At 64.9% G+C, this 19090-nt stretch carries 22 protein-coding genes; 14 read left to right on the forward strand and 8 right to left on the reverse strand.

All coding sequences use genetic code 11. From position 1 onward, the window contains the following. The first annotated feature begins 118 nt into the window (after positions 1-118). The 6 genes from EN846_RS22780 to phoB all read left to right on the forward strand — a co-directional run bounded on the left by EN846_RS22780 (position 119) and on the right by phoB (position 6339). On the forward strand, positions 119-1147 hold the full coding sequence (locus tag EN846_RS22780; RefSeq protein WP_127282793.1) for a substrate-binding domain-containing protein: 1029 nt from the start codon (positions 119-121) through the stop codon (positions 1145-1147). Positions 1148-1285: 138 nt separating this feature from the next. Then, on the forward strand, positions 1286-2746 hold the full coding sequence (gene pstC, locus EN846_RS22785) for a phosphate ABC transporter permease subunit PstC (RefSeq protein WP_127391065.1): 1461 nt from the start codon (positions 1286-1288) through the stop codon (positions 2744-2746). Next, positions 2743-4059 (forward strand): phosphate ABC transporter permease PstA, encoded by a 1317-nt coding sequence (gene pstA / locus EN846_RS22790; RefSeq protein ID WP_127391064.1) that lies wholly within the window; start codon positions 2743-2745, stop codon positions 4057-4059. The genes pstC and pstA overlap by 4 nt, the downstream gene beginning before the upstream one ends. Before the next feature lie 15 nt (positions 4060-4074). Next, the gene (pstB, locus tag EN846_RS22795; RefSeq protein WP_127282796.1) at positions 4075-4899 is read left to right on the forward strand and encodes a phosphate ABC transporter ATP-binding protein PstB; all 825 of its coding nucleotides are present in this window, start codon (positions 4075-4077) and stop codon (positions 4897-4899) included. Positions 4900-4922: 23 nt separating this feature from the next. Continuing rightward, entirely contained in the window at positions 4923-5630 is a 708-nt protein-coding gene (gene phoU / locus EN846_RS22800; RefSeq protein WP_127282797.1) for a phosphate signaling complex protein PhoU, read from the forward strand. Between the two features lie 19 nt (positions 5631-5649). Further along, positions 5650-6339 carry a phosphate regulon transcriptional regulator PhoB gene (phoB, locus tag EN846_RS22805; protein WP_006203872.1) on the forward strand — a complete coding sequence of 230 codons (690 nt, stop codon included), beginning with the start codon at positions 5650-5652 and terminating at the stop codon, positions 6337-6339. Positions 6340-6342: 3 nt separating this feature from the next. Here the strand turns inward: phoB and EN846_RS22810 are convergent, their stop codons facing one another. Further along, positions 6343-7587 carry an ROK family protein gene (locus EN846_RS22810; protein ID WP_127282798.1) on the reverse strand — a complete coding sequence of 415 codons (1245 nt, stop codon included), beginning with the start codon at positions 7585-7587 and terminating at the stop codon, positions 6343-6345. Positions 7588-7852: 265 nt separating this feature from the next. On the opposite strand from EN846_RS22810, the gene xylF reads away from it, so the two are divergent. The 4 genes from xylF (at position 7853) to EN846_RS22830 (ending at position 13042) form a co-directional block, all read left to right on the forward strand. Further along, positions 7853-8893 (forward strand): D-xylose ABC transporter substrate-binding protein, encoded by a 1041-nt coding sequence (gene xylF / locus EN846_RS22815; RefSeq protein WP_127310418.1) that lies wholly within the window; start codon positions 7853-7855, stop codon positions 8891-8893. A 152-nt stretch (positions 8894-9045) separates the two neighbouring features. Continuing rightward, positions 9046-10365: a sugar ABC transporter permease gene (locus EN846_RS22820; protein ID WP_127391063.1), complete on the forward strand. Its 1320-nt coding sequence runs from the start codon at positions 9046-9048 to the stop codon at positions 10363-10365. A 28-nt stretch (positions 10366-10393) separates the two neighbouring features. Then, positions 10394-11191 carry an ATP-binding cassette domain-containing protein gene (locus tag EN846_RS22825; RefSeq protein ID WP_127391062.1) on the forward strand — a complete coding sequence of 266 codons (798 nt, stop codon included), beginning with the start codon at positions 10394-10396 and terminating at the stop codon, positions 11189-11191. A 228-nt stretch (positions 11192-11419) separates the two neighbouring features. Next, on the forward strand, positions 11420-13042 hold the full coding sequence (locus EN846_RS22830; protein ID WP_128346113.1) for a CHASE domain-containing protein: 1623 nt from the start codon (positions 11420-11422) through the stop codon (positions 13040-13042). Between the two features lie 100 nt (positions 13043-13142). Here EN846_RS22830 and EN846_RS22835 read toward each other — a convergent pair whose 3' ends face one another. The 6 genes from EN846_RS22835 to EN846_RS22860 form a co-directional block, all read right to left on the reverse strand. After that, positions 13143-13385, reverse strand: coding sequence for a YMGG-like glycine zipper-containing protein (locus EN846_RS22835; protein WP_127392029.1), 243 nt, complete (start codon positions 13383-13385; stop codon positions 13143-13145). An 81-nt stretch (positions 13386-13466) separates the two neighbouring features. Next, complete coding sequence (locus tag EN846_RS22840) at positions 13467-13796, reverse strand: hypothetical protein (RefSeq protein ID WP_127392028.1); 330 nt, start codon at positions 13794-13796, stop codon at positions 13467-13469. A gap of 106 nt (positions 13797-13902) precedes the next feature. Next, complete coding sequence (locus tag EN846_RS22845; protein WP_127392027.1) at positions 13903-14082, reverse strand: hypothetical protein; 180 nt, start codon at positions 14080-14082, stop codon at positions 13903-13905. A 148-nt stretch (positions 14083-14230) separates the two neighbouring features. Then, positions 14231-15265, reverse strand: coding sequence for a sensor histidine kinase (locus EN846_RS22850; RefSeq protein ID WP_127392026.1), 1035 nt, complete (start codon positions 15263-15265; stop codon positions 14231-14233). 169 nt (positions 15266-15434) lie between these two features. Beyond that, positions 15435-15599, reverse strand: a complete 165-nt coding sequence (locus EN846_RS22855) for a DUF1328 domain-containing protein (RefSeq protein ID WP_127287283.1) — start codon at positions 15597-15599, stop codon at positions 15435-15437. Between the two features lie 197 nt (positions 15600-15796). After that, positions 15797-16591: a response regulator gene (locus EN846_RS22860; RefSeq protein WP_127310416.1), complete on the reverse strand. Its 795-nt coding sequence runs from the start codon at positions 16589-16591 to the stop codon at positions 15797-15799. A 231-nt stretch (positions 16592-16822) separates the two neighbouring features. Between EN846_RS22860 and EN846_RS22865 the strand changes: the two genes are divergently transcribed. Together EN846_RS22865 and EN846_RS22870 are read left to right on the forward strand one after the other, a co-directional pair. Next, the gene (locus EN846_RS22865) at positions 16823-17026 is read left to right on the forward strand and encodes a NepR family anti-sigma factor (protein ID WP_187331438.1); all 204 of its coding nucleotides are present in this window, start codon (positions 16823-16825) and stop codon (positions 17024-17026) included. Between the two features lie 3 nt (positions 17027-17029). Then, complete coding sequence (locus EN846_RS22870; RefSeq protein ID WP_126057999.1) at positions 17030-17581, forward strand: RNA polymerase sigma factor; 552 nt, start codon at positions 17030-17032, stop codon at positions 17579-17581. Positions 17582-17650: 69 nt separating this feature from the next. Here the strand turns inward: EN846_RS22870 and EN846_RS22875 are convergent, their stop codons facing one another. Further along, positions 17651-18022 (reverse strand): response regulator, encoded by a 372-nt coding sequence (locus EN846_RS22875; RefSeq protein ID WP_127286212.1) that lies wholly within the window; start codon positions 18020-18022, stop codon positions 17651-17653. A 239-nt stretch (positions 18023-18261) separates the two neighbouring features. Here EN846_RS22875 and EN846_RS22880 point away from each other — a divergent pair, with 239 nt between their 5' ends. Together EN846_RS22880 and EN846_RS22885 are read left to right on the forward strand one after the other, a co-directional pair. Then, entirely contained in the window at positions 18262-18588 is a 327-nt protein-coding gene (locus tag EN846_RS22880; RefSeq protein WP_127392025.1) for a DUF883 family protein, read from the forward strand. 9 nt (positions 18589-18597) lie between these two features. Then, positions 18598-19053, forward strand: coding sequence for a hypothetical protein (locus EN846_RS22885; protein WP_127392024.1), 456 nt, complete (start codon positions 18598-18600; stop codon positions 19051-19053). Positions 19054-19090: the final 37 nt, after the last annotated feature.

A 19090-nucleotide genomic window follows, 5' to 3' on the forward strand; every position in this document is an offset into this window, starting at 1 on the left:
ACGAAACTGTCATGCGACTGTAATAATCGGAAGCTATTGGCCTCACCGGGCGCCGATGGACAGCGGTGCCAAGAGTCCATCTTTCGAAGAGACCATCTTCCGAACAGGAGCAGGCCACATGAACAAATTTCTCCTCACGGCGTCGGCCGCCGCGCTTGCGCTGGCCGCGTCGTCCGGCTTCGCCGCCGCGCGCGACCAGATCCAGGTTGCCGGGTCGTCGACCGTGCTTCCCTATGCCAAGATCGTTGCCGAGCAGTTCGGCGAGACCTTCACCAAGTTCAAGACCCCGGTGGTCGAGTCCGGCGGCAGCGGCGCCGGCATCAAGGAATTCTGCAAGGGCGTCGGCGAAGACACCATCGACATCGCCAACTCCTCGCGCCCGATCAAGAAGGACGAGATCAAGTCCTGCGCCGACGCCGGCGTGAAGGATATCCAGGAAGTCCGCATCGGCTATGACGGCATCGTCTTCGCCACCGACATCAAGGGCCCGGACTGGGCGCTGGTTCCCGCCGACATCTACAAGGCGCTGGCCGCCAAGCTCGTCGTCGACGGCAAGCTGGTCGACAATCCGAACACCAAGTGGAGCCAGGTCAACCCGAAGCTGCCCGACTGGGACATCGCCGCCTACATCCCGGGTGAGAAGCACGGCACGCGCGAAGTGTTCGAGACCAAGCTTCTCGACGCCGGCTGCGACAAGGCTGCCATCAAGGCCACCGGCATCAGCGACGACAAGGAAATCGGCAAGACCTGCATCGCCATCCGCAAGGACGGCAAGGCTGTCGACATCGACGGCGACTACACCGAGACGCTCGCCCGCATCGACTCCAACAAGACCGGCGTCGGCGTGTTCGGCCTCGCCTTCTACGAGAACAATGCCGACAAGCTGAAGGTCGCCAGCGTGGAAGACGTCGTGCCTTCGACCGAGACCATCGCCAGCGGCAAGTATCCGGTTTCGCGCCCGCTGTTCTTCTACGTCAAGAAGGCGCATCTCGGCGTCGTTCCGGGCCTGAAGGAATATGTCGAATTCTTCCTCGACGACCAGATGATCGGCCCGGAAAGCCCGCTCGCCGAATACGGCCTGGTTTCGGCTCCCGACGCCGAGCGTCAGTCGCAGCGCGACGCCTTCGCCGCCGGAAAGACCATGTAATCAAGCTTAGCACCGGGGCGCGGGGTTACCCGCGCCCCGGCCTCTTCGCCCGCCGCAGTGGCGGTGGCGACCGGAGCATGATCCCGAAGTGGGACCGGACAAGATCATGCTCGAACGGGATTTCCCTGGGGTGGGTTCATGTCGTCCATGCTCGTACTTGCCATAGTCGCCGCCATCGGCGTGGTCGCATTCTTCATTGGCCGCCAACGGGCCGTGGCGCAGGACAATGGTTCGGTGAAGCCGCATTCGCGCGCCCATTATCACGGCTGGTGGGCCTTCCTGCTCGCCGTCCTGCCGGCCCTCCTGCTGCTTGCCGTCTGGAACATCGGTTCCTCCGTCTATCTCGAGCGCCACATCCACGCCGCCTTGCCCGAGCGCACCGCCGACAGCGCGGTCGCCAGCGAGGCGCTCGATGTCAGCCTGGTGAAGAGCCTCGCCAGGGGGCTGCGCCAGCTCGATGCAAACACCCAGCTTCCCGCCAGTTTCGCCGAATTGCAGCCGCTGCTCGCCGCCAAGGGCGTGGCGCTGGCGACGGACACCCAGGACTACATGATCCCGATCGCCGTCGAGGCGAATGCGGTGCAGGACCGGCTCGGCCTGATCGGCGCCGTCGTCACGCTCGTGCTGTCGATCGCCGGCGCCTTTTACGCGCTCCGGCAAGTCGCGCCGCGAGCGCGCGCCAGGAACAATGTCGAGCGGCTGATGCTGTGGGGGCTGCTGGCGGCCTCGACCATCGCCATCCTGACCACGGTCGGCATCGTGCTTTCGATGCTGTTCCAGACCATCCAGTTCTTCGACAGCGTTTCGCCGGCGAGCTTCTTCTTCGGCACCGTCTGGGATCCGCGCTTCGCCGCGGCCGGCTCGGGCGGCAGCCAGGGCCAGTTCGGCCTGATCCCGCTCCTGTCCGGCACGCTCTACATCGCCTTCGTCGCCCTGCTGGTGGCGGTTCCGGTCGGTTTGATGTCGGCCGTCTACATGGCCGAATACGCCTCGCCCAAGGTGCGCTCGGTGGTGAAGCCCGCGCTCGAGCTGCTGGCCGGCATCCCGACCATCGTCTACGGCATTTTCGCCGTCGTCACGCTGGGGCCGTTCCTGCGCGATCTCTCGGCGGTGCTGACGGGCGGTTCGCCCTTCATCCAGGGCCAGAGCATCTTCACCGCCGGCCTGGTCATGGGCGTCATGCTGATCCCGGTCGTATCCTCCCTGTCGGACGACATCATCACCGCGGTGCCGCGCGCCATGCGCGATGGCTCGCTCGGCCTCGGCGCGACGCGCTCGGAGACGATCAAGCGGGTGATCCTGCCGGCCGCGCTGCCCGGTATCGTCGGCGCCATCCTGCTGACCGCCTCGCGCGCCATCGGCGAAACCATGATCGTGGTGCTCGCGGCCGGCGTCGCCGCCAATCTCACCGCCAATCCGTTCGAGGCGATGACCACCATCACCGTCAAGATCGTCAACCAGCTGACCGGCGACCTCGAATTCAATTCGCCGCAGACGCTGGTCGCCTTCGCGCTCGGCATCACCCTGTTCGCGCTGACGCTGGTGATGAACATCGTCGCCCTCTACATCGTGCGCAAATACCGGGAGCAGTACGAATGACCGATATCCCGCTGGATACGATGGTCCGGGCCGCGGCTCCCGCGCGCCGCGACATCGGCCTCAAGGCCCGCTACGCCGCCGAACGCCGGTTCCGCATCTATGGCGTGCTGGCGATCTCGGTCGGCCTCGCCTTCCTCGCCATCATGCTGATCACCATCGTCTCGAAGGGCTACACCGCCTTCTGGCAGACGACCGTGACGCTGCCGATCAATTTCGACGAGAAGATCATCGATCCTTCCAACAAGCGCGCCACCGATCCGGACGTGCTGATCAAGGCGAACTATCCCAAGCTGGCCGACAAGGCGCTGATGGCCAAGCTCGGCATCGATCCCTCCAACAAGCCGATGGCGCTGAAGCTGAAGGGCTTCCTGTCGGAGGGCGCGCGCGTGCAATTGCGCGACATCGTCGTCGCCGATCCGTCGGTCATCGGCACCACGCGCAACGTCGACATCCTCGCCGCGGCCAATCTCGATTCCGCCTTCAAGGGCCAGATCGACCTCAACGTCGAGGAAGCGCGCCGCAAGGTCTCTGACCAGCAGATCGCCTGGATGAACCAGCTCAAGGCCGACGGCACCATGGCCGAGCATTTCAACAAGGGCCTGTTCACCTATGGCGCCTCCAGCCGTCCGGAAACGTCGGGCATGGGCGTGGCCATCATCGGCTCCTTCTACATGATGGTGATCGTGCTGCTTCTGGCGCTGCCGATCGGCGTAGCCGCCTCCATCTATCTGGAGGAATTCGCCAAGAAGAACCGCTTCACTGACCTGATCGAAGTCAACATCAACAATCTGGCGGCGGTGCCGTCGATCGTCTTCGGCCTGCTCGGCCTTGCCGTGTTCATCAACTTCCTCGGCATGCCGCGCTCGGCCGCCTTTGTCGGCGGCCTGGTGCTGACGCTGATGACGCTGCCGACGATCATCATCGCCACCCGCGCGGCGCTTGCCGCCGTGCCGCCGTCGATCCGCTCGGCGGCGCTCGGTCTCGGCGCCTCCAAGATGCAGATGGTGTTCCAGCACATCCTGCCGCTTGCCGCCCCCGGCATCCTCACCGGCACCATCATCGGCCTGGCGCGCGCGCTCGGCGAGACCGCGCCGCTGCTCCTGATCGGCATGGTCGCCTTCGTCGCCGACTATCCGAAGACGCCATTCGATCCGGCGACAGCGCTGCCGGTGCAGATCTACATGTGGGCCAACGAGGCAGAGCGCGCCTTCGTCGAGCGCATGTCGGGCGCGATCATCATCCTGCTCGTCTTCCTCATGGCCATGAACATCACGGCGATCGTGCTCAGGCGCCGCTTCGAACGGCGCTGGTAAAAGAAGGCATCTGGTATGAACATCATGACCGAACAGTCTCTTGAAAACGCAGTGGGCGACAAAATGAACGCCAAGTCGAACGAAGTGATCAAGATGCGCGGCGACAAGGTCGGCGTGTTCTATGGCGAGAAGCAGGCGCTGTTCGACGTCAATCTCGACGTCCGCCTCAACCAGGTGACGGCGCTGATCGGTCCTTCGGGCTGCGGCAAGTCGACCTTCCTGCGCTGCCTCAACCGCATGAACGACACCATCGATTCGGCGCGGGTGACCGGCAAGATCACGCTGGACCAGGAGGACATCTACGACAAGAGCATCGACGTCGTCGAGCTCAGGGCCCGGGTCGGCATGGTGTTCCAGAAGCCGAACCCGTTCCCGAAGTCGATCTACGAGAATGTCGCCTACGGCCCGCGCATCCATGGGCTGGCCAAGCGCAAGGCCGACATGGACCAGATCGTCGAATCCAGCCTGAAGAAGGCGGCGATCTGGAACGAGGTGAAGGACCGCCTGCACGAGCCCGGCACCGGCCTGTCCGGCGGCCAGCAGCAGCGCCTGTGCATCGCCCGCGCCATCGCCGTCTCGCCGGAGGTGATCCTGATGGACGAGCCGTGTTCGGCGCTCGACCCGATCGCAACCGCCCGCGTCGAGGAGCTGATCGACGAGCTGCGCCAGAACTACACGATCGTCATCGTCACCCATTCGATGCAGCAGGCGGCGCGCGTGTCGCAGCGCACGGCGATGTTCCACCTCGGCTACCTGGTCGAGGAGGGCGCCACCGACAAGATGTTCACCAACCCCGACGACAAGCGCACCCAGGACTACATCACCGGCCGGTTCGGCTGATTTCCAAGCACGAGGACAGGATCATGGGTGAACATCATACGGTTGCGTCTTTCGACGAGGATCTCGGCGCCATCAGCAAGCTGATCTCCGACATGGGCGATCTCGCCCGCTCGATGGTCGCCGGCTCGACGCGGGCGCTGCTCAATTCCGACAACGCCCTGGCGCAGCGCGTGGTGTCCGACGACGCCATCATGGACGCGCGCCAGCGCGAACTCGACGACCGCGCCATCACACTGATCGCCAAGCGGCAGCCGATGGCCAACGATCTGCGCGCCGTGGTCGGCTCGATCCGCATGGCGGGCGACCTCGAACGCATCGGCGACCTCGCCAAGAACATCGCCAAGCGCGTCGGCACCGTCGGTCTCAGCGTCACGCCGCGCGACCTTTCGCATTCCATCGACGGCATGGCGCAGCTGGTGCTGATCCAGGTGCAGGGGGTCATCGAGGAATATGCCGCCGCTGATGCCGCGGCGCTTGCCAAGCTCCGCAACGACGACGAGCGCATCGACGTTAAATACACCTCGGTGTTCCGCGAACTTTTGACCTACATGATGGAAGATCCGCGCAACATCACCGCTTGCACGCATCTGTTGTTCTGCGCCAAGAATCTGGAGCGCATCGGCGACCATGTCACCAACATCGCCGAGAACGCCTACTACGTGCTGACCGGCCAGCAACTGCCCGCCAATCGTCCGAAGCTGGACGAGACGGCGATGTCGGCGCCGGCCTGAGAAGAAGGGTGACGGGCCGATGATCGCGCCACGCATCATGGTGGTGGAGGACGAGGAGCCGCTGGGGGTGCTGCTCCGCTACAATCTTGAATCGGAAGGCTACCAGGTCGAGGTGGTGACACGCGGCGACGAGGCCGAAATCCGGCTGCAGGAAAACGTGCCCGACCTCCTGGTGCTCGACTGGATGGTGCCGGCGGTTTCCGGCATCGAGCTCTGCCGGCGCCTCAGGATGCGGCCGGAGACCGAGCGGCTGCCGATCATCATGCTGACGGCGCGCGGCGAGGAAAGCGACCGGGTGCGCGGCCTCTCCACCGGCGCCGACGACTATCTGGTCAAGCCGTTCTCGACGCCGGAGTTCATGGCGCGCGTCAAGGCGCTGCTGCGCCGCGCCAAGCCGGAAGTCCTGTCCAGCATGCTGAAGGTCGGCGACATCGTGCTCGATCGCGAGTCGCACCGGGTGTACCGCAAGAAGAGCGAAATCCGGCTCGGACCGACCGAGTTCCGCCTGCTCGAATTCATGATGCGGCATCCCGGCCGGGTGTTCTCGCGCAGCCAGCTGCTCGACAATGTCTGGGGCGAGACGATCTACATCGACGAGCGCACGGTCGACGTGCATGTCGGCCGCCTGCGCAAGGCGGTCAACAATGGCCGCATGCCTGACGTCATCCGCACCATCCGGGGCGCGGGCTACGCGATCAGGGAAGATTGACGCTCAGGCCACGTTCTTCCCGGTGGCGCCGCCTTTCACCTGCACGCCCGGCGCGAAAATCTCCTGGTCGACGAAGGTCAGTGCGCGCATGGCGCAGCCTTCGCGGATGAGCGGCAATTCGTTCGGCTCGGTGTCGAAGGAGATCGACTTCGAATGCTGGCCGCCGGCGGTCTGGGCGATCGCCTCGCGCAGCGCCGGCTCGATCAGATCGAAGGCGGCGGCGCTGACGCCGACCATGGCGACGGGAGCTGGATCGATCAGCGCGAACAGGCTGCCGAGGCCGAAGCCGAGCGCCTCGCCGGCCTTGCGGTAGGCCTGGCGCTCCGGGCCGTCGCCGGCGCGCGCCCTGGCGGCGAGCGAGCGCATGTCGGCGTCGCTGACATCGACCGGCTCGGCGTCCTCGCCCATCTGCTTGGCATTGCGCCAGATCGCATAGTTGCCGGCATAGGCCTCGACGCAGCCGCGCCGGCCGCAGCGGCAGAGCGCGCCGCCCGGCCGGTGGATCATGTGGCCGAATTCGCCGCCGGAGGAATGGGTGCCGGTGAACAGCTCTCCCTTCAGCACCAGCCCCATGCCGATGCCGTGCGAGAGCAGGATGGCAATGAAGTCGTCGCGGTACCGCTCGGGATCGCGCCACTGCAAGGCCACCGCCATCATGTTGCAGTCATTCTCCATCGTGGCCGGAACGCCAAATTCGGCTTCCAGAATGTCGGCGAAGGCGATGTCGGTCTGCGGCGTGATCGGCGACCACAACATGGCGCGGGCATGGGTGTCGGTGATGCCCTGGATGCCCATGGCGATGCGGGCGACGCCGCGGACGTCGAGGTCGGGATCCTCGAAACGGCGCCGGACGATGGCCACGCATTCGCCGATCAGCTCGTCGCGCGGCATGATCGCCGTGTCGAGGCGGCGCTGCTCCTCGGCAATGACCTGCCCGGCATAGTCGATGACGGCGACGGAAAGGAAGTTCAGCGACAGGACCACCGTCATCACCGCCGTGGCTTCCGGATTGAGGGCAAGCCCGACCTGCGGACGGCCGCGCTTCAGCGAAACAGCCTCGTTTGGCTTGCTCTCGGTCAGGATGCCTTCCTGGATCAGGTCGGACGAGATCGCCGAGATGGTCGAATGGCTGAGGCCGGTGGTGGCGGCGATCTCGGTCCGCGACGGCTGGCCGGCGCGGCGCACGGCCGAAATAACCATCGCCCGGTTGCGTCGGCGCAGATCGTCGTGGCGGATTCCAACCGACATGCTTTGCCTTCCTCCCGGTCGTCGCGGCCGTTTTTGATTTCGAAGGCCGTCGGCGACACCGTATGAATAGTGGCAGAAGCGGGCCAGCCTGTCATTTATTTATTCCGGAGCTCGAAAAAAATTCGCCGAGGCCTCAGAATCGATCAGAATCGTTGTTGACAGCGCTCCGGCGTTGGATCATATTTTTTTCGAGGCTCGAAAAAAAGCCTCTATGCCGGCCTCAGGGCCAGTCTGGGTCGCGCCGCAATGGCGCAGGGAGGATATAATGAAGAAATTCGCAACCGCCATGCTGGCGGGTGTCGCCTTGTCGTTGACGCTCGCGTCGGTCGCCGAGGCGAAGGACAAGGTGATCGGCGTTTCCTGGTCGAACTTCCAGGAAGAGCGCTGGAAGACCGATGAAGCGGCGATGAAGAAGGCCATCGAGGCGGCCGGCGACAAGTATATTTCCGCCGACGCGCAGTCCAATCCGGGCAAGCAGCTGACCGACGTCGAAAGCCTGATCTCGCAGGGCGCCAATGCCCTGATCGTGCTGGCGCAGGACGCTTCGGCCGTCGGGCCGGCGGTGCAAAAGGCGCTGGACGAAGGCATTCCGGTCGTCGGCTACGACCGGCTGATCGAGAACAAGGACGTCTTCTACCTGACCTTCGACAACAAGGAAGTCGGCCGCATGCAGGCCCGCGAAGTGTTCAAGGTCAAGCCGGAAGGCAACTATGTCTTCATCAAGGGCTCGGGCGCCGATCCGAACGCCGATTTCCTGTTCGCCGGCTCGATGGAAGTGCTGAAGGAAGCCATCGACGGCGGCAAGATCAAGAATGTCGGCGAGGCCTATACCGACGGCTGGCTGCCCGCCAACGCGCAGAAGAACATGGAGCAGTTCCTGACCGCCAACGACAACAAGGTCGATGCGGTGGTGGCGGCCAATGACGGCACCGCCGGCGGCGTCGTCGCCGCGCTGACGGCGCAGGGCCTCGCCGGGACCGTTCCGGTGTCGGGCCAGGACGGCGACCACGCCGCGCTGAACCGCATCGCGCTCGGCACCCAGACCGTGTCGGTGTGGAAGGACGCGCGCGAACTCGGCAAGAACGCCGCCGAGATCGCCTCGGCTCTCGCCGACGGCAAGAAGATGACCGACATTGCCGGCGTAAAGGACTTCACCACGCCGGGCGGCAACACCGTCAAGTCGCTGTTCCTGACGCCGGTCGCGATCACCAAGGACAACCTCAACGTCGTCATCGACGCGGGCTGGATCAAGAAGGACGAAGTCTGCGCCGGCGTTGCCGCGGGCGCCGTCGCTGCCTGCAACTGAGGCAGTTTGAAGACCAGGCGCCGCGGCCCATGAGCCGCGGCGTCCATCAAGCTTACGTTTCGCAACGGGCTGCCGGCTTCAAGTGAGCCGGGAAAGCCAATAGAATCATGTTCCGGCAACCGCGCCAGACGGCAAACCGGTGGGAGGAAATCATGACCGATACGACCTCAAGCACGGTCGCCGCGGACCGGGCACGCGCAGCCGAACTCAGCGCCGCCGGCCGCTTCCTCAAGGCAACCGAACTCGACACGCGCATGCTCGGCATGGTCGGCGCGCTGCTGGTCATCTGGATCGGCATCCACGTCCTGTCGGGCGGGCTTTTCCTGACGCCGCGCAACCTGTGGAACCTGTCGGTGCAGACGTCCTCGGTAGCCATCATGGCGACCGGGATGGTGCTGGTCATCGTCATGCGCAATATCGATCTTTCCGTCGGCTCCGTCGAAGGCGTGGTCGGCATGATCATGGGCGTGGCGCAGGCCGAATTCCTGATCCGGGTCATCGGTCTCGAGCTCGGAAATCCCTGGCTGTGGATCATCGCGCTCGCTGCCGGCGTGGTGCTTGGCCTGGCGATCGGCGCCTTCCAGGGCTTCATCATCGCCTATATGGAGGTGCCGGCTTTCATCGTCACGCTGGGCGGCCTGCTGGTCTGGCGCGGCATGGCCTGGATGATCACCAGCGGCCGCACGGTCGCGCCGCTCGACGCCACCTTCCAGTTGATGGGTGGCGGACCGCGCGGCTCGATCGGGGCCACGGCGAGCTGGGTCGTTGGCGTCGTCGCCTGCGCGGCGGTCGCCTTCGCGCTGCTCAACGGCCGCTCGCAGCGCAAGCGGTTCAATTTCCCGCTGCGTCCGGTATGGGCGGAAGTCTTCCTCGGCGTCGTCGCCTGCGCCGCCATCCTCGGCGCGGTCTCGGTCGCCAATTCCTATCCGTGGCCGGTCGGCATCGTGCGCCAGTACGCCCAGCAGAACGGCATCACCATTCCCGAAGGCGGTCTGTTCATCGCCCACGGCATCGCCATACCGGTGCTGATGGCGGTCGCGGTCGGCATCGTCATGACCTTCATCACCCGGCGAACCCGCTTCGGCCGCTATGTGTTCGCCATCGGCGGCAATCCGGAGGCGGCCTCGCTCGCCGGCATCAACACGCGCTGGGTGACGATGAAGGTGTTCATGATCATGGGCGTGCTGGCCTCGATCAGCGCCGCCATCTCGTCGGCGCGCCTCAACGCCGCGACCAACGCGCTGGGCACGCTGGACGAGCTCCTGGTCATCGCCGCCGCCGTCATCGGCGGCACGTCGCTCGCCGGCGGCTCGGGAACCGTGCTGGGGGCCATGCTCGGCGCGCTTCTGATGCAGTCGCTGCAGTCAGGCATGGTGCTGCTCGGCATCGACTCGCCGCTGCAGAGCATTGTCGTCGGCGCGGTTCTGGTCGTCGCCGTCTGGCTCGATACCGTCTACCGCAAGCGAGTCTGAGCAAGAACTTCAGGGAGGAGACGCGACCATGGAAAAGACAGCTCCCACCGGCACGCCGCTGATCGACATGCGCAACATCTCGATCGCCTTCGGCGGCATTCGCGCCGTCGACGATGCCTCGATCGATCTCTTTCCAGGCGAGGTGGTGGCGCTGCTCGGCCACAACGGCGCCGGCAAGTCGACGCTGATCAAGATCCTGTCCGGCGCCTACAAGCGCGACGCCGGCCAGATCTTCGTCAACGGCGAGGAGGCGCACATCTCCAATCCGCGCGACGCCAAGAAATACGGCATCGAGACGATCTACCAGACGCTGGCGCTCGCCGACAATGTCGACGCCGCCGCCAATCTCTTCCTCGGCCGCGAGCTGATGACCGGCTGGGGCACGCTCGACGATGTCGCCATGGAGGCCGAGGCGCGCAAGGTGATGGGCCGGCTCAATCCGCGCTTCCAGCGTTTCAAAGAGCCGGTGATCAAGCTCTCCGGCGGCCAGCGGCAGTCGGTGGCGATCGCGCGCGCCATCCTGTTCAACGCCCGCATCCTGATCATGGACGAGCCGACGGCCGCGCTCGGGCCGCAGGAGACGGCGCAGGTCGGCGAGCTGGTCAAGCAGCTCAAGGCCGAGGGCATCGGCATCTTCCTGATCAGCCACGACATCCACGACGTGTTCGAGCTTGCCGACCGGGTCTGCGTGATGAAGAACGGGCAGGTGGTCGGCACCGCGCGCACCAGCGACGTCACCCAGGACGAGGTGCTCGGCATGATCATCCTTGGCAAATGTCCGCCCGGCGCCATTCCCGGACCGGGGGCGCTGAAGATCGCCGCCTGAGGATTGGAAGCCGGCCAGAGCGGTTCAACGTTTCACGGAAACGCAGAACCGCTCTATCTCTTTGTTTTCACTCAATTCCGGACGGAAAACCGGTTCCCGCTTTTCCTGGAATTGCTCTAATGTCCGATACGTGATGTGCCAGGCGTCATGATGATTTGGCCGTGCCATTGTGTTGCCGCGGGGACTTGCTCATAAAGGTGCCCAACCGTTCAGGGGCCACTTCCTCAGTTGAAAAAGTTCTTCCCGATCCTCGCCTTCATCGCCGTCGCGCTGATCAGCCTGACGATGGCGGGGTTCGCCTATTTCGCCACGCAGGAAGCGGCGCGGATCAAGTTCGACGCGACCGCGGACGACGCGCTCAACCGGATCGAGAGCCGCATCGATCTCCACCTTTCGCTCCTGCGCTCGACCCAGGCGCTGTTCGACGCCCGCAACGGCGACATTTCACGCAATGAATTCAAGGCGTTCTTCAACGCGCTCGATGTCGACAACAATTTCGCCGGGCTGCGCGGCATCGGCTTCCTGCGGCTGGCCAAGGCCGGCGACGAGGCGGCGGTCGAGCGCGATATCCTGCGCGACCATGGCGTCGCGCATCAGGTCTACCCCGCGACGACGCAACCCTGGCGCACGCCGATCGTGATGTTCGAACCGATAGCTCCGTCCAACCAGGCCAGCATCGGCTACGACATGTTCACCGAGCCGGCGCGGCGGGTGGCGATCGAAAAGGCGATGGCCGACGACCAGCAGCATGCAAGCGGCCTGATCCAGCTCGGCCAGGGGACGGGCGCTACCCAGACCTTCCCTGGGTTCCTGGTCTTCGTGCGGCTCAATGTCGAAACCGCGCCCGAGGTCATCAACGCCAGCCGGTCGTCGACGGCGGGATTCCTCTATGCGGCCTTCCGCGCCCGGGACCTGTTCCAGACTGCGCTCAGCCGCGCCCCGCTGCTGCCGGTCAACACCGAGATCTATGACGGCAAGGTGGACGCCGGCAATCTTCTGTTCCGGTCGGAGACGCCGCCGTCCGAGACCCTCGGCGAGAGGCTGCTGGTGAGCCGCAAGCTCGTCGTCGCCGGTCGTCCCTGGACGGTGCTGTTTCGGCCGACAAGCGCTTTCTCGCTGCCGTCCTCGCGCGCCATTCCGGTGATGCTCGGCCTGTTCGGACTGTTGCTCGCCGGCGCCATAGCGCTGGTGGCGCGCTATCAGGAGCGTGCCTATGACGCGGTATCGCTGCTGCACGAGACGACGGAAAAGAGCCTGCTCGAGAAGGAGCTGATGCTGCAGGAGATGAAGCATCGCATCAAGAACTCGATCACCAGGGTGCTGGCGATCGCGCGCCAGACGGCTTCGCACGCCACCGACGTGAAGGAGTTCTCGTCGTCCTTCGCGGCGCGGCTGCAGGCGATGGCGGCGTCGCAGGACATGCTGACCCGCTCGCGCTGGCAGAAGGCCGATCTCGGCGATCTGCTGCGCATCGAGCTCGGCCAGGTGTTCGGCAAGGAGCTTCCCGCTGGCATATTGTCCGGACCGGAGGTGCTGCTCGACGAGACGACGACCCAGGCACTCGGCCTGACTTTCCATGAGCTGGCGACGAACGCGTTGAAATATGGCGAGGCCGGCAATTCCGTGGGGGCGCTCAAGGTCGACTGGTCGCTGCAGGGGCGCGGCCGCGACAGGCTGCTGGTGCTCAACTGGCGTGAAGCCGGACAGAAGCAGCTCGAAGCCCCGGCCAAGACCGGCTTCGGCACCAAGCTCATAGATCTCAACGTGACGCGCGAATTGCGTGGCACGATCAAGCGCGAGTTTCTCGCCGAGGGGCTGAAGGTGGAGATCAGAATCCCGCTGGCGACCTGAAAGGCGCTCCCCTCACCAGGAACCTTCAAGTGCAGGCGGCACAAACAAACGGAGACCGGACGAGCCGGCCTCCGTTCCTATTGCGCCTGGTCCGAAGCGATCAGCAGCGAGCCGTGTAGAGACGGCCGCGATTGTCGCGATACTGGCAATAGCCATTGCGCAGGTTGCGAACCAGCAGACCCGAGCCCGCGCCGACGGCCGCACCGATGAGCGCGCCCTTGGTGCCGCCAATCAGGCCACCGGCGACGGCGCCGACGCCGGCGCCAACGCCAACGTCCCGCTCGGTCGTGCTGCAGCCGCTGACCGCGACAACCGCAACCATGGCAATAATCATCTTCCGCATAGAGTCACCTCTCCTTTGTCCTCACTTTAGGAGGCTACAACCGCCATTTAACATGAAACAACGGCCTTTGCCCGCTCGATTTTATTGTTGACCAAGATAGGTTTTTTCGGGCCGCGCACTGTCGTTGGAGGCCAGGACGAGGCCGGAGACCTGCAGGGACGCGTCGAGTGTGCCGTCCGGACGCACGTTCCAGACGATCTGGTCGTAGTCGTCCTCCAATGCCGGGTCGACGGCGAGGCATTTGGCAACGACGTGGGGAGCCTGGCCCCGAACGTCGGTCAAGGCGAAGGGCCGTTCGGCGGTGCATTGCTCGGCGGTCTCGAAGACGCTGACAGGCACCGACAATTCACGGCATTCGGTCATGGAGTTGGAGCAGCCGATGACCAGCAGCAAGGCAGCAATATGTTCCATGGCGAGATTCCTCTCGCACAAGAACGGAGCAAAACCGGCAAAGTTCCTGCGGCAGCGGTGTCGCCCTCGAATAATTGGCGGGCGGGAGCGAGCAGATGGCGGGACGTCAGCTGAACTGCATCGCCAGCGTCAGCGCGATGGCCGCGAGCAGGATGACGGCAGCGGCCAGGCGAAGCAGGGGATGGGAGACGCTGGATGAGGCCGAGGCCGGAGCTTCGGCATCCTGGAACCCGCTCATCGAGACGCGAGCGGCCTGCTCCAGCCTGTTCATGTCGGCAACCGTCACGGACCCACCCTCCCTGTCGCGCTGCAACCGGCGAGGGCCTCAGGCCCTGGCAAGTTGCAGCGCCATCTGGGAAGAACAGCATCGGACTTTATGGTGAACAGCCGGTTAAGGGTCTTGCCGGCGCGCCCGTGGCGCGGCGCCGAGCAAGTCAGTCCGTGGCAAAATTGCCCTTGGGGATGACGAGGCGATATTCGAGGCGATCGCCGATGATTTCGAGCGTCGCCGTGCCGTTGAGCGATGCCGGCACGACACGTTCCAGGGCGACGCTGCCGAAACGCTTCTCGCTGCTACTGACGTCGCGGGCGCCGATGGCTTCGCACCATGTCAGCGACAAGGCCGGCTCGCCGCCGGCGTCGGTCGTCAGCCTCGCGGTCAACTCGACGCGCCCGTCCGGCCGCGACAGGGCGCCATAGCTCACTGAATTGACGGCAAGCTCATGCATGGCCAGGCCGATATGCAGGGCGGCGTTGGGATTGAGATAGGGGTTCTCGCCCTCGAGGCGCAGGCTGCGCTCCGGGTCGGCGGCGTAGCGGCCAACCTGGCCGGAGACGAGCTCGTGAAGGGCTGCGCCCCGCCAATTGGAGGAGGTGACCAGATCCTGCGAGGAGGCCAGCGACTGCAGCCGGCCGCGAAAGCGCGGCAGAAAATCACCCGATGCACCGGAATAGCGGCCGGTTTGGGTGGCGATGCTCTGGATGATGGCGAGCAGGTTCTTCGAGCGGTGGCTGACCTCGCGCAGCAGCGTCTTCAGCGTTTGCTCGCGTCGCCTCTGCTCGGTGGTCTCGACCATGGTGGTGACGATGCCCTGCACTTCGCCGCCCTCGCCGTGGTCGGCGTCGATCCAGACCTGGAACCAGCGCACGCCGTCTTCGCCCGGCACGCCAAGCTCGAGCCGCTCCGGCTTGCCGGAGGCGATGACGCCGCGTTTGGCGGCGCCGATGCGCTCGGCCTGGGCGGGCGGCAGTATGCCGTTGCTGTCGGCCGTGTCGGTGGCCCACGGCGCGCGCATGTTGCGCGCCCAGACCGTCTTCATCTCGCGGTCCTGATAGAGAACGGAAATGCCGGCATTGTGCAGCGCGTGAAGCAGCGCCCGGCCAAGCTGCATTCCGCTTTCGGCCGGATGCAGGGCGATGACCTCTTCGCCCTGTCTGCTGTCGCTCATGTTTGAGGCCTTGGAACGCATCGATCGCTTGCCACCGAGCTCAAGCTGAACGGCTTACTGCAAAATGGGTTCCCGAAAATGAGGATCCAGATGCGGTCCGCCGAGCGGCATCTCGTTGGAGGATACCGCCCGGCGGTGGCTGGAAACCGTTTGAGGGGTGCGGCTTCCAGTGTTCGGTCGAGCCTCGCCGTCACGCCCGTCTGAACAGTCCGGCGACCAGCGAGATGATCAGGAACGCGAGGAAGATGAAGAATAGTATCTGCGCGATGCCGGCGGAGGTGCCGGCGATGCCGCCGAAACCAAGCGCACCGGCGATGATCGCCACGACGAGAAAAACGAGCGCCCAGTAAAGCATGATCCGTCTCCTTCCTATGCTGCGGTAAAAACGTGGGTGGTTGGCGTTTGTTCCACCCTTTGCCGAAAAAGACGATCCCTGGAAGGGGGGTGAGACGCGAATTCCCAAGCCTCTCGGCGACGCCCGTCGCAGACGCGCCGAAAGCTTCATTCTCAAGTGGAATGGCGGATGGCCCAGGCGCGCGCGGCGCTCCTGGATTACGCCGCGGCCTTGGCCTGCCGATCGAAGAACAGCGCCTGGCTGATCAGCGCCTTGACCATGTCCGGGTTGAACGGTTTGGTGACCAGGAAGGCCGGTTCCGGCCGCTCGCCGGTCAGCAGACGCTCCGGAAAAGCGGTGATGAAGATCACCGGCACCGGCGTCGAGGATAGGATCTCGTTCACGGCCTCGATGCCTGAGCTGCCGTCGGCGAGCTGGATGTCGGCCAGCACCATCTTCGGCCTGGTCTTGCCGAAAATCGTCACCGCCTCGGCATGGGTGCGCGCGGTGCCGACGACGCGATGGCCGAGGCTCTCGACCATCTCCTCGATGTCCATGGCGATGAGCGGCTCGTCCTCGATGATCAGGACGTCGGTCGCCACCTGGCGGGAAATCTCGTTGCTCGCCTGGGCGAGCAGGTCGGAGAATTCCTGTTCGTCGGCATCCAGGACCTCGGCCGCCTCGTCTTCGCTGAAGCCTTCGACCGCAACCAGCAGGAAGGCCTGGCGGGGGCGAGGGGCGATCGCGTTCAGATTGGCGGCCGCGCGCTGCTCCCATGCCGATTGCGCATGTTCCTGCGGAACGCGAATGGCAATCGAGGTGAAGAGCCGCGCGAAAACCTTGTACAGCGCGATGCGGTCGTTCGATGCCTGGGGGAAGATATCGACATCGGCGATGATGGCTTCGAGCATCGCGGCGACCAGCGCATCGCCGCTCTCCTGCGATCCGGAAACCGCGCGCGAGAAGCGGCGCAGGAACGGAAGGTGCGGCGTGATGGTGGCGGACAGGCTCATGTTGGACGTCTCCCTCAGATGACGCAATTGCATCAGGTGGCTATTGCATAGGTGGCTGGCCAAGCTGATTGCAAGCCCCGAGGAGCCAAACGCCGGCTTGCCGAAAAAGTTCCGGTTGCGATGGAACTAATATAAGGGGACGACGTTTGAGATCGGGATGGGCAACCAGATGAGGGGGCCGCTTTGCGTTGTATGTTAGGGGCGGCCAGGGTGCTGGAAATAAAGGGCGAAATGAAGGACATGACGAAAGACACTTCGGCCGGCGCCGCGGGACGGCGTCGGGTTGTTTCCGGCGACCCCTTGGGGCCAAACTCGGAAATCGGCCGCAAACTCAAGCAATATTACGATGAATTGGTCTCCGACCACGTGCCGGACCGCTTCGCCCAACTGCTCAGCGAGCTTGAGCAGGCCGAGCCCGCGCGGAAAAAGGACTGAGGCATGGCGGCCGTCTCGCAGAGCTTCAAGACCGACCTGCTCGGCTCGATCCCGAGTCTGCGCGCCTTTGCCGTGTCGCTGACGCAGAACGCCGACAAGGCCGACGACCTGGTGCAGGAAACGCTGGTCAAGGCCTGGGACAAGCATGAGAGCTTCCAGCCGGGCACCAATCTCAAGGCCTGGCTGTTCACCATCCTGCGCAACGAGTTCTACTCGCAGATGCGCAAGCGCGGCCGCGAGGTGCAGGACAGCGACGGCATCATGACGGCGAGGCTCGCCGTCCATCCGGCCCAGCACGGCCAACTCGACCTCAAGGACTTTCGCGGCGCACTCGAACAGTTGCCGGAGGATCAGCGCGAAGCCATCATCCTGATCGGTGCGTCGGGCTTTTCCTACGAGGAGGCGGCCGAAATCTGCGGCTGTGCCGTGGGCACGATCAAGAGCCGAGTCAGCCGCGCCCGCGCCAGGCTGCAGGAGATCCTGAAAATCTCGGGCGAAGACGAGTACGGCCCGGACGCGATCTCGGCGCAAGTGACGGGGTCGAACGCCGCCTGACTGTCCGGCCGCCTACCGCTCTATCCCTGTTTGACGAATTCCGGACTTAAAAACCGTGGCGTTGCTCGCTCAGGCGAGCGGTCCGCGGCCGCAGGCCGCCGCCACCGCTTCGACGAGGTCCTCGCCGGAGAAGGGTTTGCTGACCAGCCGGATCTCCGGAAAGGCCGTCTTCAATTCGTCCACCTCGGAGTGGCCGGAGGCGAAGATGAAGGGCAGGCCCGATTCGCGCAGCCGCGAGGCGAAGCCGAGGGTAGAGGTGCCGCTCAGCATCAGGTCGACGATGGCGGCATCGAATTGCGCGGCCACGTGCTCCGGCTCGATCTCCGCAAGGTCGCCGGCAACAACCACCTCGCCGGCGCCATAGTCGCGGCACAGCTGTTCGACGTCGGCGGCGATCAGGAATTCGTCCTCGAGGACGAGAATCCGCAATCCGTCAAGCAATGGCACCTAGCGAAGTCTCCTTGCGATAATGTCTTCCTGAAGAGGCAGTCATGGGCGCTATCGGGCGAGCTGTCATTTAAAAAGTTGTGTCGGAGCGCCGATGAAGTTTTGATGAGACAGGAAGGCGCGGTTCGGATAGGGCGCCGCGGCGCCGGAGCGCTTCGCCAAGTCCACTTTTTTGGCGAGGAACCTTGCCGTATGTTGGACGTTGAAAGCAAGCAAACGCAAGGAGTTAAGCTATGGCGACCGCCGCAGGAAAAAACGCGACAGACGGCCGGACGAGTCCGGACCTCGAAGCCGACATCAGGCAACTGAAGGCCGACATCGAAAAACTGACCAAGCAGTTGGCCAAGACCGGCGAGCACGGCTACGGAACGGCGCGGCGGGCGGCCACCGAGGGCGTCGAACAACTGCGCGCTCAGGGCGAGGCCGCCTTCGAAGGGTTGCGCGGGAATGCCAAGGATATCGAGGCGCAGATCGTTGCCAATGTGCGCGAAAAGCCGGTGACCTCGCTGGCGATCGCGGCGGGCGTCGGCTTCCTGTTCGCGCTTCTGGCGCGGCGCTAGTCCCACCCAATGGCAATGCTTGCATCGCTGATTTCGGCTCTCGCCTCCGGCGAGGCCTTGGCGGCCCTCGGCCGCGCGCGGACCGCGGCGGTCGTCTACATCATCGTCACGCTCGCAGCGATGTGCGGCGTCGGCTTTCTCATCGGCGCGGCCTACATCTGGATCGCCGGGCTTTATGGCCCGATGGCGGCCTCGCTGGGTTTCGGCGTCGGCTTCCTGGTGATCGCCGGATCGGTCCTCATCGTTTACCGGCTGTCGGCGGGCCTGCGCGCGCGGCGCCGGGCGCGACAGCGCAGTGCCGACATGAAGGCGCTCGGCATCACCGCCGCGCTCGCTGCCCTGCCCGTCCTGCTCAAGGGAAAGGGCGGGCTCGGCGCCGTTCTCGCCCCGGCGATCGCGCTCGCCGCCTACGCCATCTACCGCGAGAATGCCGGACCGGATCGTGACGCCGACGATGCGGACTAGAACGGAGCGCGAGCGTGAATCCGCTCCGACGCACCGT

This window comes from Mesorhizobium sp. M4B.F.Ca.ET.203.01.1.1, assembly GCF_004791025.1.
Lineage (GTDB): Bacteria > Pseudomonadota > Alphaproteobacteria > Rhizobiales > Rhizobiaceae > Mesorhizobium > Mesorhizobium abyssinicae.